Raw genomic sequence first — 15,336 nt, forward strand, 5'->3', positions numbered from 1 at the left:
ATTGCTGCTTTTATACTATTATTTTAATTTATTTTTATACGTCTAGGATTTGCCCATGACCACGCCCACCTCATCGCAACGTGACGTTACCTTGCAACAGCTTATTGATAATGACAGTACTATAAGAAAAAGTAGCACTAATAACGATAGCAACGAACTACAGCAGCAATTGTCAGCAATGATACAGACGTCAGTCAATCTAACGGCAACTACAGCGACAGTCGCTAGTATTCCGTTTCAGCAGTTGCGTTTAGACAGCCGTCAAGTCGCTGCAAAAGACATATTTGTACTGCTAAAAAGTCAAAGCCAAAACTGCCAAAGAAGCCGCGAATATCTAGTACAAGCAGCGCAGAAAGCGGCCTTTATCTTATCGGAAATTGATCCAGTAGCGTTATTTGTTCCTGCCAATATCCCGCCTCACGCTAACCTCCAAATCAATGATCCTCAGATCGACAATTCTCAAAGTAGCAATACTCAAACAGCGCCCAAGCAATTAGCAGCGTTGCCATGTCCGGTACTTTTTGTACCCAACATTCGTGATTTTTTGGGTGACTTGGTACAAGCCTATTTGCAATATCAACAACCGGTAGCATTGCCGACAGTCGTTGCAGTTACCGGCACTAATGGTAAAACCACTATTAGCCAACTGGTCGCGCAATTGACCCAATTAGCTGCCATGAGTAGCGCCGTTATGGGTACGGCGGGCAATGGTAGGCTTGGCGCTTTAATACAAGCCAGCCATACTACTGGTGATGCCTTAGCGGTGCAGCAGTTTTTATATCAGATAGGGTCAGAAGGCGCAGACATACTAGCGCTTGAAGCCAGCTCGCATGGCCTTGATCAGCAGCGGCTGCAAGGCGTGCCAGTAACTATTGCTATTTATACCAATTTGAGTCGCGATCATTTAGATTATCATGCTGATATGAGCGATTATGTCGCGGCTAAAGCCAAGCTATTTGATAAAGCGCATTTTCCAACCTTAACCCATGCCATTATCAATATTGATGATGAGTACGCTCAAGTGATGCTTGATACTGCACATGCCAGCGGCTTAATAGTATGGAGCTATAGTTTACAAGCCTCAAAAGACGCTACTTTTGTTACCGCTACCATCGCACCAAGTTTACAAGGTGTGGAAATTACCTTGCGCAGTCAGGTTGATGCTGCTGAATTTGATGAGATTAATATCATCAGCCCGTTACTTGGACGCTTTAATGTTGCCAATTTATTGGCTGCCATTGCAGCCGTAGTGGCGCTTGGGATAAGTCTTGAGCGTATTGCTAGTTTAGTACCGCAGTTACAAGGTGCAGTCGGACGTATGCAACGTGTACCGTCCAATGAGGGCTGTTTTATCGTTGACTATGCTCATACGCCTGATGCTTTGAGTCAAGTGCTGGCGAGTCTAAAAACGCATTGCCAAGGGCAGTTGTGGGCGGTATTTGGCTGCGGCGGCGACCGCGATTCCGGCAAGCGGCCATTGATGGCGCAGGCAGGATTGTCAGGTGCGGATCGAGTGGTATTGACCGCAGACAATCCACGTACCGAAGACCCCAATGTGATCTTGCAAGACATGCAAGTTGGTATGAGTGCTGAGCAATATAAGCGTACTCATATCGAACCGGCCCGCCAAAAGGCGATTGAGTATGCGGTAAGTAATGCCAGCGCCGATGATATTGTGATTATCGCTGGTAAGGGACATGAGACTTATCAAGAGATTAATGGCGTGCGTCATGACTTCGATGACAGTGTGATTCTTCAAAAAGCTTTACAATAAGCGTTTGCGATATATCAGCTGGATTTATTTAAAAAAATCCTGCAGACAAACAAATAATAAAAGCATCAAATACGTCGCCACCCTATAAGGTAATTACTATGACAGCTGACAATAATAACGCCATTCAGTCACAAGGATTGTATGTCTGGCAAGCGGATAATTTGCTAACAGCGACAGCGGCACTTGATGGTCACTGGCAGCTAAGCACAAAAGAGAAAGACACGGCATTGGCAAACCAAGATATTAAAGTCACCAGCAATCGGATTGCTACCGATACGCGTACCATTAAAACGGGTGATATTTTCTTAGCCATTAGCGGCGATAACTTTGACGGTCACGACTATATTAATGTTGCAGCGTCGCAAGGCGCAGTGGCGGCTATTGTATCGCGGCCGATTTTGACTAGTATTCCCCAATTGGTAGTGAGTGATGCCCGTCTAGCATTAGGACAATTGGCTGCTTATCGTCGCCAGCAGCATCAAGACTTGACCGTTATTGCTATCACTGGCTCTAGCGGTAAAACCACTTGTAAGGAGATGCTTGGCAGTATTTTTGGTCGATTGGCACCAACGCTTATCACTCGCGGCAACTTAAATAATGATTTAGGCGTACCGATGATGCTCCTTGAGTTGTCCGACCATCATCGTTATGCCATCTTAGAGTTGGGCGCCAATCATATCGGCGAGATTGCCTATACCACTGAGATTGTGCGTCCTGATGTGGCCTGTATTTTAAATATTGGCACTGCGCATTTAGGCGAGTTCGGTAGTCGTGAGGGTATTTGCCAGACCAAAGCTGAGATTTTCCATACTTTAAGCGATAAACAATACGCGATTGTCCCTGATAAAGACGACTTTACCAATCAACTACGACGGATTGCTGAAACGCACACCACGCATGTAATTGGTTTTGGCCATACCGATGTCAGTGCCAGTCACCTCAATATTAAGCCTGAAGGTAGTACGTTCAAATTACATATCGGCACTGAGGTGCATGATATCAATTTACCGCTGGTAGGCGAGCATAATATTAGCAATGCCTTAGCCGCTGCCGCTTGTGCGCATGCCTTAAATATTAATATCGATGATATTGTCACTGGTTTAGAGAATGCCCGTCCAGCGAAAGGGCGCTTGAACAGTCAGATGCTGGGTATGCATCGCCTTATTGATGACACTTATAATGCCAATCCGCATTCCGTACGCGCAGCTGCAAAAGTATTGGCGGCACAAACGGGCACGCAGGTCATGGTGTTAGGCGATATTGCTGAATTAGGAGATGCTGCTGTAAGTGAGCACCAAAGTTTAGGTTGCTCCATTGCTGCTATGGGTATTGATATGCTGCTGTGTGTTGGCGAGTATGCTGACCACAGCGTGGCGGGCGCGCAAGAAGTTAGTGGTATTAACGCCCAAGCCTTTAATGATAAAGACAGTTTATTACAGTATTTACAGCCATATTTGCAGGCGAAGCAAGCACAGCCTTGTACCGTGTTGTTCAAGGGCTCTCGTTCCATGAAAATGGAAACACTTATTGATGCGCTAGTAAAGGAGTAGGCGGTGTTAGTTTGGTTGTTTGAATGGCTTAGTCAGTATTATTCCCCGTTCTCTGCGGTATCGTCATTAACGCTACGCGCGCTTTTGTCAGTGGTTACCGCGCTTGTCTTTAGTATGATTTTGGGTAAACCTGTTATTCGGCATTTGCGTGCGCTTAAATATGGTCAGGCTATCCGTAATGATGGGCCGCAATCACATTTAATTAAGACTGGCACCCCAACGATGGGTGGGGTATTAATACTGAGCTCCATTGGGGTGTCAACCTTACTGTGGGCGCGGCTAGGAAATCCCTACGTCTGGATTTTGCTCATTGTGATGATTGTTTTTGGCTTGGTCGGTTGGACAGATGATTGGCTAAAAATTAAATATAAAAATCCCAAAGGTCTCATCGCCCGCAAAAAATACTTTTGGCTATCCATGGGTGCACTATTTGTAGGCGCTTCCTTATATTATATCGCCACCCTCCAGCCGGACATGGCAACCACACGGGAAATGCAGGATCTATTATTACCTATCTTTAAAGATTGGGTGATCCCATTCTCAGCAGTGCCATTCGGTATTGGTTTTATCATCTTTACCTATTTTGTAATTAATGGTGCCTCGAATGCGGTCAATTTAACCGACGGTTTGGATGGCTTAGCAATCTTGCCAGTAGTATTGGTAGCGGCAGGTTTAGGTGCAATGGCTTATGTATCAGGGGATGTGAGATTCGCTGAATATCTGCACGTACCCTATATCGCTTATAACTCTGAGGTCATTATTGTCTGTGGCGCGATGATTGGCGCCGGTCTCGGATTTTTATGGTTCAACGCCCATCCAGCCGAAGTCTTCATGGGTGATGTGGGTGCGCTATCATTGGGCGCGATGCTCGGTACGATTGCCGTCATGACCCGCCAAGAAATTGCCTTTGCCATTATGGGTGGTCTGTTTGTCGCCGAAGCCGTGTCGGTCATATTACAAGTGGGTTCGTATAAATTGCGCAAAAAACGTGTTTTTCGGATGGCGCCATTACATCATCACTTTGAAGAGATTGGTTGGAAAGAGACACAAGTAGTCGCTAGATTCTGGATTATTGCCATCTTACTGGTGATACTAGGACTGATGACGTTAAAGCTGCGTTAATACAAATTATAGGCGACAAAAAACCATCTTGGTAAGCCCTGAGATGGTTTTTTGTCGCCTATAATTTGTAAATTTTGCTAAGATGGCAGCCATATTTGTATACCCTTGAGATGCTTGTGTCCTTATTTATTTGTCCTATTTGTCAATCGCCACTACAGCCAGCAGCGGATACTTGGCGCTGTGATGGCAGCTTGCTCCCTAAGCAAACCTGCCATCCATTTGATGTGGCGCGGCAAGGCTATGTCAATCTGTTGCCTGTACAGCAAAAAAAATCTAAAAACCCCGGCGACAGTCAGGACTCTATTTCAGCGCGACAGCGTTTTTTGGCCGCAGGATATTATCAACCGTTGCAAAATCTAGTTTGTCAGCAAATGGCTTCTTTGTTGACGCAAGATAAAACGGCAACTAATGATGATGAATATGATAAAAACGATACGCCCGAAATACGCTGGCTAGATATTGGTTGCGGAGAAGGATATTACACCCAAGCAATGGCGCAAATTGGTACAGAAGTAAGCAGGGGTATTGATGAATTAATAGCGGCTGATATCAGCAAGCCGGCGCTGATTGAGCTGGCTAAAGCTAGCAAGGCAGCAAATCGTTTATGGTATCAGCAAAACGTTGAGGAAGTAAAAGACTCAATTAAGACGGCTGCCATTTACCCACTAGTGACCAGCGCGGCGCATTTACCATTAAGCGCGCATAGCATGACAGGCATCAGTAGTATCTTTAGCCCAATTTTGCCGGAAGCATTTGCTAATGTCTTACAAGAGGGGGGCTATTTAGTGATTGCCAAGCCGGATATGTGTCATTTAGCAACTGTGCGCGAGGCGTTATTTGACAGTGTGCGTGAGCATGATTCTGATAAGTTTTTACCTACTTTAGCTCCGTATTTTACCCTTGCAGACACGCATCATATTAGCTCCAATTTGAGCTTGTCAGCCGAGGCGTTAGCTGATTTATTAACCATGACGCCTTATGCTTATCGCGCCCGTGCTGAGAGTCGGCAAGCACTGCTGGTAAGTGCTGAGACTGAGCCGTTTGTGACTGAGGCAAAATTTGTCGTTTATGTTTTGCAAAAAACGGCTGATAAATAGCGTAAAGCAATTTAGTTTTTATAGTCGAATCCGAAGGCTTCCAATAGCATAAAACTGTATTGGGCTATAGGACTGGCCCCATAGTGGCGACGATATTATTCCAAACTCTATAAGCTAGCGGCCAGCTTTCTACTTGTTCGCATTTTACTTCATCCGAGTCAGCAATATATTGATATTGTCGTTCGATAATATCAGCTGTTAGCGCTTTATCGCTCATCACCACATTATTTTCATAGTTCAATTCGAAACTACGCAAGTCTAAATTGGTCGAGCCAATCAAACTGATCTCACCATCGACAGTTAAAGTTTTGGCATGTAGCAAGCCTGGCTTATATTCATAAATTTTGACCCCAGCCTCAAGCAGTTGCCGATAATAACTATGGCTGGTAGCGGCAACCACAAAGGAGTCATTTTTTTTCGGGAAAATCATTGTCACCTCTACACCGCGATAAGCGGTCGCGCACAAGATACTGATCAATGAGTAATCCGGTACAAAGTAGGGCGTAGAGATAGTCAGTGTATGTTGAGCTTGGCTAATGAGTGCGCCCAAAAACTGCGGCGTTGATCCATGGCGCTGGGTGGGACCATCTGAAAATACTTGAGCGGCAAAGCCATCGGGTTTTACTTCGGTGTCGTAATAAAAGCTTTCGAGAGGTGTATCGGGATTTTCAGTTAACCAATCACTCGCAAAGAGCATTTGATTTTGGGCTACCACTGGCCCTTCAACCCGCAGCATAATATCTACCCAAGGGGCATATTTTGGCTTTGGCCGAAACTCAGGATCGGCACAATTGCGACTACCAGAATAGCCAATCTTACCGTCAATAACCGTAATCTTGCGGTGATTACGCAAATCAATTCGACTAAATAATAATACTTTTATAAAGTTTTTGATCGGTAGCGCCACACTGACTTGTACACCCGCGTCTTGCATCTCCTTCCATGTTTTTGACCCTATCATCTTGCGCGAGCCCATCCCATCAACCATCGCTCGGCAAGTGACACCGCGCTTAGCAGCACGTATTAGCGCCTGCGCGGTATCAACACCCATCCCATCGGTTAGCCAAATATAGTACAGCACATGAATATGATCGGTCGCGGCATCAAAATCAGCAATCATTCGTACACTTGTCTCATCCGCATCTGTCATCAGTTCAGCGCGATTACCTAAGGTTGTATGAAAGCCCGTCACGCTAGCAGAATAGGCAAAAGCTGCTTGGTACTCCGGCTTAATCGCTGCTGATAACGAGGCATCACTACCGAGCACTTCAGGATTATGAGTATGCAATTTCTTGATAATCTCGTCATGCTTGCGCGCAAAGTCTGGACCTAAATGAACTTCACCGAACATCCAATAGACCAGCACCCCAATATAAGGGAGCACAAATAGCACTACCAGCCACACCAGCCGCGCCGAGGAGGTCAAATCGTGGCGCGCTAATACCCGTAAGGAGATAAGCAGCAATAATATAAAATGAATGGTCAGCAGGATCTTCATTGCCATAGGGAGCGGTCCGTCGTGGTTATTTGAGATATTTTTAGTTGCTAATTATAACGCACTCTAGACGAGTATAGGGTTGGCAATATATTAAAGGTATTATGGATAAAGAACTAAAGACTCTAAATTATCTAGGTTAAAAAGGGGTTTACAGGTAGTTTTAAAATGAGTTTTGTTGTTGAAGTTGGGGACATAACTGAAAATCGATCAAACTATGTCAATCACTTATGTGATAAATCTAGTAGTTATAATCGTATATGTTTTGCGTTTTTATTCAAAAAACTGTTATTGGATATGAGTAAATATGAAAATATACATGAAATAATTGGGTATAGGGTTTTTAATATGCTGTAGAGGATTTTCAAAAGAAGAAACAGTTAGACGAGGATATAAAGAAATACTAGAAGAGTAAAAGCAATGCGAAGTAGAATAAGAGATTGGCGGTGAAGGAGGGATTCGAACCCTCGATACGCTATGAACGCATACACACTTTCCAGGCGTGCGGTTTCAGCCACTCACCCACTTCACCGTATTATAACGTTTGCAGACTGAGATCAGCTGCCATCTGTTATTTTAGACGGGTTAGTATAGCCGATTCTATTTAGAATGTCACGACTAACGCCTGCTAATAAAGAAAAATTTGCGACGTAGGCATATCTTTCTTTATTAGTAGACGCCTGCTAGGATAGCGTATTATAAGGTATAGAGAGTTGACGGTTAGATGATAACTATAGATAGACATAAAAATAGAAAGGATAAGGCGACCCATCCTCGGAGCGTGCGGGTGCGCACTACTAGTATAATATCGACGCTAATAAGTGTAGCAATAGCTATTATTATAGGAATATTACCCGCGCAAGCTGAAGATTTATCTAAGTGCAGTGAGTCTTTTTATGGCGGTATTTACCCCGAATTTACCAACCATAAATTAAGTAAAAATACCCAAGCGCTATGTTTTAACGGCTTTGCAGTGATGTATTCTGATGTGACACGTACGCCGTTGTGGTCAGCAGAGTATTTGACGCGCAAGCGTTTGCAGCAAGCAAAAGAGATCAACCGTGACGATAGTTTTCACGAAGAGAGTCGGCTACCAAAGTCAGCTCGTGCCAAGCTATCGGACTATTCAGGCTCTGGCTTTGACCGTGGGCATTTATCACCGAATGGCGATATGGCAAATCGCAGTCAACAGTATGACAGCTTTAGTCTTGCTAATATTGCCCCGCAGTCACCACGGAATAATCGCTATATCTGGCGTAATATTGAGTCTGCTACCCGCTATATGACTCAGCAATATGGCGAGGTTTATACCATAACCGGTGTGGCGTTTACGAACAAAAAAATTCAGCGACTGCAAGGTCGCGTATTAGTACCAAGCCATTTTTTCAAAGCCGTCTATATCCCCGCAATCAATCGAGCAGGGGTTTATTATGCACCCAATGATGAGTCGGAGCGTATAGAGGTTATCAGTGTTGACGAGCTAACAGTGCGGACGGGTATTGACGTGTTACCCGTGCTTGACTATCAGGTAAAATCGCAAGCATTGGCGTTACCGCTAAAGGCTGGCGAAAAAATCGATGTGCCCGATGCCCAAGGTGTACCAAGCGAAGAGCCCGGTTGGATGCTTTTTGTTGTCGCCATTATTGATTGGGTGATGGTGCAATTACAAGCTTAACTACCAATTTCATAGGAAAAATAAATGATTGAACCCTTTGCAAATAATCATCAAAGCATGCAAATTGGCGAGCTGGTCATCGAAAATCAAACCGAAAAAATCATTATTTACGGTGATATTGATTTATATTTGAATGCCTCAGGTCGTGAGCAAGCACAGCAACTCCACGAACTTACTGGGAAGATTTTACAAGCTTTTGCCGATAATCCTGGTTATAGTAAAGATATCTCTGAGTCAAAAGATAATAATGACCAATCAGATGAAAGTATAGACAATCCATTCTTGTAACTATTTGATATAGTTTTGATTTTATAGCAATAATAAGCTATAAAAAAACTACTGGGCAAAGGTTAGAAATTGCTTATAATAAGTTAAGAGGCGTTTATTTTAAGTAAATCATTAGAGTCACTGATTAGAATAACGAATAAGCGCCAATAATATTACGTTTTGAGTCATCATCGTACGAAAGGAGTCGATCTATGAAACTATTCACCAAAACCGCCTTAGCAGTTGCTGGGGTCAGCATGGCTACTATGGCGTTTGCCGCTGACCCCCTAGCCAATACTACTTGGCAGACCTTTGACGAAGGCAAGCCTAAGGGTGTGGTAAAAATTACCGAATCCAATGGTGTGCTTACCGGTAAGCTGGTTAGTACAGTATCTGAAAAAGGCCAAAAATACGTCGGTATGACTATTATCTCTGATCTAAAAGCGGATGGTAATGGCAAATACAGTGGCGGCACGATTACCGATCCTGAAAAAAATAAATCTTATCGCATGACTGCTAACTTAAATGGCAGCACCTTTGATCTAAAAGGTTATATTGGACCATTCTCACGTACCCAAACGTGGAAAAAGAAATAAACTTGCAAACGTTAACGTTTATTTTCTAAAATGCTAGATTTCTAAAACATTAGATTAAAAGTTAAGTTCAATAAAAACCCCACATTGCCTATAGATGATGCGGGGTTTTATTATTCCGGTAAATGGCTTCAATAAGTGTCATAGGATAAAGACTGCCTAATTGACAATATTATTAGATTGCATCAGGTCCTGTCTCACCCGTACGAATACGAATAACTTGTTCAAGAGTGGTCACAAAAATTTTGCCATCGCCGATTTTACCGGTACTGGCGATACGAGTAATGGTTTCGATAGCGGGGTCGACCATTTCATCGACGACAGCTACTTCGATTTTTACTTTCGGTAAAAAATCTACCACGTATTCAGCGCCGCGATACAGTTCTGTATGGCCTTTTTGGCGGCCAAAGCCTTTAACTTCGGTGACAGTGACGCCTTTTACGCCAATATCAGACAGTGCTTCGCGCACGTCATCGAGCTTAAAGGGTTTTAAAATCGCAGTGATTAACTTCATAAGAGATGTCCTTATATGAGTGATGTCGCAGACTAGTGCGTGCGTTTTGGTGCATCATTTCTCTGTCATGCTTATACAGTAGATCATTCAAGAACTGTGCCAAGCGTACTTAGGAAAGCAGGGTTATTGACACTTATCCGCTCATAAAACGATAGTTATAGTAACAAGCTGCGCTGTCTGTTTTATTAGAAAAATGCTGTGATAACGAGGGGGGGATTCTCATAATCGCAGCACAAGTATAGGGCAAATAGCGCTGATCTGCTTGTAACGCTAAATCAACAAGGACTTTATTATAACCAACTTTTACACTGTTTGGGACAGCTATCCTGTGATGATTTGCTAAAACTCTATCGGTATAAAAACATAGAATTACGGATGTTATTTATGTTAAAAATCAAAGCTAGATATTAGGATAGGTGGTATAAGTCTATGGCAGTGCTCTGTTAATGAAAGAAGGTATATTTGATTAGGAATGGGGTCAGAGCAGGAAAGTAAGAGATAAGTTGGAGGGAAACAGGATAGTTAAGCTTTTGGGAAAAGAAGATAAGGCGTTTCGGTACTGCCCAGTAGCTTTTTGGTATCACTACCCCGGAGCAGCTCGCGCAGCCGTGATTGTCCAAACGCACCGGTCATTAGCATCCCGATATTGTGCTCACTTTGATAATAGTTCAATGCGGCACTGACATCGGGGCAGTCTAATAAGGCCTTTTTACAATTAATACCCGATTGTTTAAGGCGGGCATAAGCTTCGCGCAGGATATCGCAATTTTTGGAATTGTCTTTACCGACCATCACGATATGAATAGTCAGCGCCCGAACCAGTGGGGTTTTACACAACCAGTTGAGCATTTTGTTTGAGGTGGCACGGTTATCGAAGGCGAATAAAGCCGTCGTTGGGGGTAAAAATGGGGTATGAGTCACCAAAATGGGGCATTGGCTTAAACGTATCAGCTGACTTAAGTTTGATTTGCAAGTAACATGATGGCCGATGACAACCAATTGCGATTTCTCATCGACATAATCGAGGCTCGCACTGAGAGGTTCGTGTCGATGTAAGGTATAGATTTTACGCTTATGCCGATGCTGCTCGCAGTAAGCTGCTGCTTGATGCAGGAGTATTTTACCTTGCGCTTTTAGCTCAGAATTACTTAAATGCTCGTGACTGGTAAATTGATCTAGTAAGGTAGCTTCATCATCAATATTGAGGCAGCCTGAATAGTTGACCGCCGCCTTTTGCTGTAAGCTTGGTACCGCATGTAGCAGACCGATAGGTGCTTGCAGACGTGTCGATGCCCACATGCTGGCATCCAATACCGCTTGCACATGCTCTGGGCAGTCTAAACAAGCAATCACACTATCCGGTTTTAAGTTACTCATAAGGCAGCCAGGTCATCTTAATAATAAAAATACAGTCGAAATAAATGGCTAAATGTAACGATTTAATCCAATAGCCCAATATCGCGGCGATCGTGGATAGAGAAGCGATCAATCAGCGTACGACTGGCATTATTTAGCCCATCTACTTTGACATCAATACCTTCACGTTGCAAGCGCATGACCAGCTTGTCAAGCGTATCGACGGCGCTGATATCCCAAAAATGCGCATTGCTGACATCAATATGAATGCTATCAAGCGCTTCTTTAGTATCAAAGCTGCTCAAGAATTGCGTGGTAGAAGCAAAGAATACTTGACCTTGAACATAATAATAGCGGGTATTACTGCTGTCATCATACTCACTAAAGACTGTTAGGAATTGCCTGATTTTATTGGCGAAGGCTAAGGCCGATAATAGGACGCCCACGCCCACACCATAAGCTAAGTTATGAGTAAATACGGTGGTCAATACCGTTGCTAACATCACAATATTAAAGGATATCGGATGAGTTTTAAACTCGCGAATTGACTGCCAGTTAAAAGTACCAATTGATACCATAATCATCACGGCCACTAAGGCAGCCATTGGAATCTGGCTGACCCATTCACTTAAAAACACCACCATAACTAACAGTACCACACCCGCAATTAGTGCTGATAAACGCGTACGGCCACCGGATTTGATGTTAATCATAGATTGCCCAATCATCGCACAACCTGCCATACCACCAAAGAATCCAGAAACCACGTTAGCAATACCTTGACCACGGCATTCGCGATTTTTATTACTTGGGGTATCGGTCAGATCATCAACAATCGTAGTCGTCATCATCGACTCAAGTAGACCTACAATCGCAAGCGTCAGAGAATAAGGCGCGATAATGAGTAAAGTATTCAAGTTCAAAGGAATGTCGGGCAGCAAAAATATCGGTAGCGAATCGGGTAAGTCACCCATGCTGCCCACATTACGAATATCCAAATTCATATACAGTGTAACTGCTGTAAGCCCGACGATGCAAATCAAAGGGGATGGCAGGATACGACCAATTTTGGGAATCAATGGAAACAGATAAATGATGGCCAGCCCCGCTGCCGTCATAATATAGACAGTCATGCCAACGCGCTCAGTCATCGGATTAAGCTCAGGTAGTTGGGCTGCAAATATCAAAATCGCTAGCGCATTAACGAAGCCAATCACCACAGAGCGCGACACAAAACGCATCAAGTTGCCCAGTTTTAAGATGCCCATCACGATCTGAAAGACACCGCATAATAAGGTAGCCGCCAGTAAATATTGCAGCCCATAATCGGAGACCAAATCGACCATTACCAATGCCATTGCACCGGTTGCCGCTGAAATCATTCCCGGACGCCCGCCCACAAAGCTAATCACGACCGCAATACAAAACGAGGCGTATAACCCTACTTTTGGATCGACGCCTGCGATAATAGAGAAGGCAATGGCTTCTGGAATCAACGCCAGTGCGACCACGATACCCGATAAAATATCGCCACGAACGTTAGAGAACCACTCATCACGTAAGCTATCAACAAAAGATGTCATAAGTACACTGCATAAAGTTAGAGGCAAAAAAAGTAATCATCACCCATTGCTCATACCGTCTATTGATAATAAGAGTCAGTGGGAAATCTACTGCGTCGCTTAACAGATTAATGCTGTTAAGTGGTCTTGGGTTTTACATTCTAATATAGAATAAAAATTTAAAATAATGTAAAAATGGCTGCGATTATTTGTCATCGCAAGCAATCTTTGGACCACCAGCAAACGGGCTGTCAGATAAGACAACTGAGTCGCTGTTGAGCATATCTTTGCCATAGTTTAATGCTGCTATGAATAGTTGCTGAATATAGCGTGACAATAAGGTGATAATGGTCACAACATGCTAAACTAAAACGCCAAATTAGAGTGGCTATAAAAATATCAGCAAGTTATTATAAAAACATGCGCATAATAGCACAAAGAGATAAAAAAGCAGTACCGAAACATGAACGATACCGCTATGATGCTTAGCATGATCTTTACTAAACCTCATCCCCAATAGCCCTTATATTCAATAGACCTGTACATACCATGCGTCTGCTCAATGCAGTTTTGTCAGCTAGGTAATTTGATCATTAAATAGTTTGATCGCTAAATAGATAGCCTCGTAAAAGGAAACAGTATGACGAATCTTGCCGCAACAGAATCATTAATCCATAAAGACAATGGCCTACAAGTGGTGGTCGGATTAGGACAATCGGGGCTATCCGTAGCGCAATATCTGACCGCTCAAGGCTACCGAGTGGCAGTGACGGACAATCAGAGCGCGCCAGCATTAGCGGATAAATTACCAGATGCAGTTGAGAGTCGTCAGTTCGGCGCAATTGATGGTGATCTGTTGCAACAAGCGGCACGCATTATTATTAGCCCCGGTATCTCCCTTGATACCCCTGCAGTAGCGGCCGCTCGGCAAGCCAATATTCCCGTGGTTAGCGATATTCAGCTATTTTGTGAAGCTTGCCTAGTGCCAATAGTTGCTATCACTGGCTCTAATGCCAAAAGTACCGTCACCACCTTGCTTGGACAAATGGCGGCTGATGCCGGAATCAATGTCGGTGTCGGCGGCAATATTGGTGTACCTGCACTAAATTTACTTGCCAATACTGATATGCAGTTGGCCATACTTGAGCTGTCAAGCTTCCAGCTAGAAACTGTGACTGGTTTGGGTGCGCAAGTAGCGACGGTTCTCAACATGTCGCCAGATCATTTGGATCGTCATGGAGATATGCTAGGCTATCATCAGGCCAAGCATCGAATTTTTCAAGGGGCAAAATCAGTGGTCATCAACCGTGAAGATGCACTGACTCGTCCATTAGTAGCGGATAATTTGCCGCGATTGAGCATGGGTATTCATGCGCCTGATAAAGACCAGTACGGTCTAATTACTGATGCTGACGGGCAGATTTATCTGGCGCGAGGTACAGAGCGCTTATTATCAGCGGACAAGCTACCGATTAAAGGTCGCCATAACCTACTCAATGCGCAAGCAGCTCTTGCCCTTGGCGAGCTGGCAGGCTTACCACTTGAGAGTATGCTGACCACGCTACAACAATTCACCGGCCTTGATCATCGTTGCCAATATGTGACAACGGTAGCGGATATTGACTATTTTAATGATTCTAAAGGTACCAATATTGGCTCAACTATGGCAGCTGTTGAAGGCTTAGGGGCAGTATATGCTCACAAAGATGGCAAGCTGTTATTAATCTTAGGCGGTCAAGGTAAAGGCCAGCAGTTCGGTGAATTGACCCCTTTTATAAATCAATACGTCTGCCAATTGCTGTGTATTGGTGAAGACAGCTTACAGATTGAGCAGCATTTACGCGCCGCGAAGTTAAGTGATGAGGTGACGTTACATCAATGTCAGACCCTAGAGGGAGCCTTTGCGATCATTCAGCAAGTGACTTCTAGCAGTTTATCGCAAGTACAAGCGGTATTATTATCGCCGGCTTGTGCCAGTTTCGATCAGTTCAGCGGCTATGCGGCGCGTGGTGATTATTTTCGTCAATTGGTTACCGAATTAGAGACGGCCGCAGTTAACTAAAAATTAGTATTAATTAACGACTAAAGATAATGAGCGGTGACAAGCAGCTGATTTAAAAACAGGGTTGAACCACTTTAAAATAGATATAGTATAGCTGGAAGAAATTTTCGCTGTCTCTGGAGTGACGCAGTCACACAGCAAGCTAGAAAATTTTTACCAGTTATACGAAACTATGTGTATATCCATTTTATTCAGTTATGATTGTAGCTAATAACGCTAAGTAATAAATATTTTTCTCAATAAGATAAACTATTGTTTTGCTTAGTAAT

13 protein-coding genes and 1 tRNA gene are annotated in these 15,336 nt (G+C 43.7%); 8 read left to right on the top strand and 6 right to left on the bottom strand.

The features are described 5' to 3' along the window. Positions 1-55 precede the first annotated feature (55 nt). From JMY06_RS07495 to JMY06_RS07510, 4 genes are all read left to right on the top strand, one after another. Positions 56-1,774: a UDP-N-acetylmuramoyl-L-alanyl-D-glutamate--2,6-diaminopimelate ligase gene (locus JMY06_RS07495; RefSeq protein WP_201617766.1), complete on the top strand. Its 1,719-nt coding sequence runs from the start codon at positions 56-58 to the stop codon at positions 1,772-1,774. A 98-nt stretch (positions 1,775-1,872) separates the two neighbouring features. Beyond that, complete coding sequence (locus JMY06_RS07500) at positions 1,873-3,324, top strand: UDP-N-acetylmuramoyl-tripeptide--D-alanyl-D-alanine ligase (RefSeq protein ID WP_201617767.1); 1,452 nt, start codon at positions 1,873-1,875, stop codon at positions 3,322-3,324. 3 nt (positions 3,325-3,327) lie between these two features. Further along, the gene (gene mraY, locus JMY06_RS07505; protein WP_201617768.1) at positions 3,328-4,446 is read left to right on the top strand and encodes a phospho-N-acetylmuramoyl-pentapeptide-transferase; all 1,119 of its coding nucleotides are present in this window, start codon (positions 3,328-3,330) and stop codon (positions 4,444-4,446) included. Positions 4,447-4,556: 110 nt separating this feature from the next. After that, positions 4,557-5,543, top strand: coding sequence for a putative RNA methyltransferase (locus JMY06_RS07510; RefSeq protein ID WP_201617791.1), 987 nt, complete (start codon positions 4,557-4,559; stop codon positions 5,541-5,543). 64 nt (positions 5,544-5,607) lie between these two features. Here the strand turns inward: JMY06_RS07510 and cls are convergent, their stop codons facing one another. Further along, entirely contained in the window at positions 5,608-7,047 is a 1,440-nt protein-coding gene (gene cls / locus JMY06_RS07515) for a cardiolipin synthase (RefSeq protein WP_201617769.1), read from the bottom strand. A gap of 432 nt (positions 7,048-7,479) precedes the next feature. Next, positions 7,480-7,570 (bottom strand) — tRNA-Ser (locus JMY06_RS07520). Positions 7,571-7,825: 255 nt separating this feature from the next. On the opposite strand from JMY06_RS07520, the gene JMY06_RS07525 reads away from it, so the two are divergent. The 3 genes from JMY06_RS07525 to JMY06_RS07535 all read left to right on the top strand — a co-directional run bounded on the left by JMY06_RS07525 (position 7,826) and on the right by JMY06_RS07535 (position 9,576). Further along, on the top strand, positions 7,826-8,713 hold the full coding sequence (locus JMY06_RS07525) for a DNA/RNA non-specific endonuclease (RefSeq protein WP_227672237.1): 888 nt from the start codon (positions 7,826-7,828) through the stop codon (positions 8,711-8,713). Positions 8,714-8,737: 24 nt separating this feature from the next. Next, entirely contained in the window at positions 8,738-9,001 is a 264-nt protein-coding gene (locus JMY06_RS07530) for a hypothetical protein (RefSeq protein WP_201617771.1), read from the top strand. Between the two features lie 191 nt (positions 9,002-9,192). Next, positions 9,193-9,576, top strand: a complete 384-nt coding sequence (locus JMY06_RS07535) for a DUF2147 domain-containing protein (RefSeq protein WP_201617772.1) — start codon at positions 9,193-9,195, stop codon at positions 9,574-9,576. 172 nt (positions 9,577-9,748) lie between these two features. On the opposite strand, the gene JMY06_RS07540 is transcribed toward JMY06_RS07535, so the two are convergent. The 4 genes from JMY06_RS07540 to JMY06_RS07555 form a co-directional block, all read right to left on the bottom strand. After that, complete coding sequence (locus tag JMY06_RS07540) at positions 9,749-10,087, bottom strand: P-II family nitrogen regulator (protein ID WP_201528943.1); 339 nt, start codon at positions 10,085-10,087, stop codon at positions 9,749-9,751. 522 nt (positions 10,088-10,609) lie between these two features. Further along, positions 10,610-11,464: a universal stress protein gene (locus JMY06_RS07545; RefSeq protein WP_201617773.1), complete on the bottom strand. Its 855-nt coding sequence runs from the start codon at positions 11,462-11,464 to the stop codon at positions 10,610-10,612. 62 nt (positions 11,465-11,526) lie between these two features. Then, on the bottom strand, positions 11,527-13,026 hold the full coding sequence (locus JMY06_RS07550) for a SulP family inorganic anion transporter (protein ID WP_201617774.1): 1,500 nt from the start codon (positions 13,024-13,026) through the stop codon (positions 11,527-11,529). A gap of 184 nt (positions 13,027-13,210) precedes the next feature. Then, positions 13,211-13,360 carry a hypothetical protein gene (locus JMY06_RS07555; RefSeq protein WP_201528950.1) on the bottom strand — a complete coding sequence of 50 codons (150 nt, stop codon included), beginning with the start codon at positions 13,358-13,360 and terminating at the stop codon, positions 13,211-13,213. Positions 13,361-13,645: 285 nt separating this feature from the next. On the opposite strand from JMY06_RS07555, the gene murD reads away from it, so the two are divergent. Then, positions 13,646-15,067 carry a UDP-N-acetylmuramoyl-L-alanine--D-glutamate ligase gene (gene murD / locus JMY06_RS07560; RefSeq protein WP_201617775.1) on the top strand — a complete coding sequence of 474 codons (1,422 nt, stop codon included), beginning with the start codon at positions 13,646-13,648 and terminating at the stop codon, positions 15,065-15,067. The last annotated feature ends 269 nt before the right edge of the window (positions 15,068-15,336 follow it).

This window comes from Psychrobacter urativorans (genome assembly GCF_904846675.1).
Lineage (GTDB): Bacteria > Pseudomonadota > Gammaproteobacteria > Pseudomonadales > Moraxellaceae > Psychrobacter > Psychrobacter urativorans_B.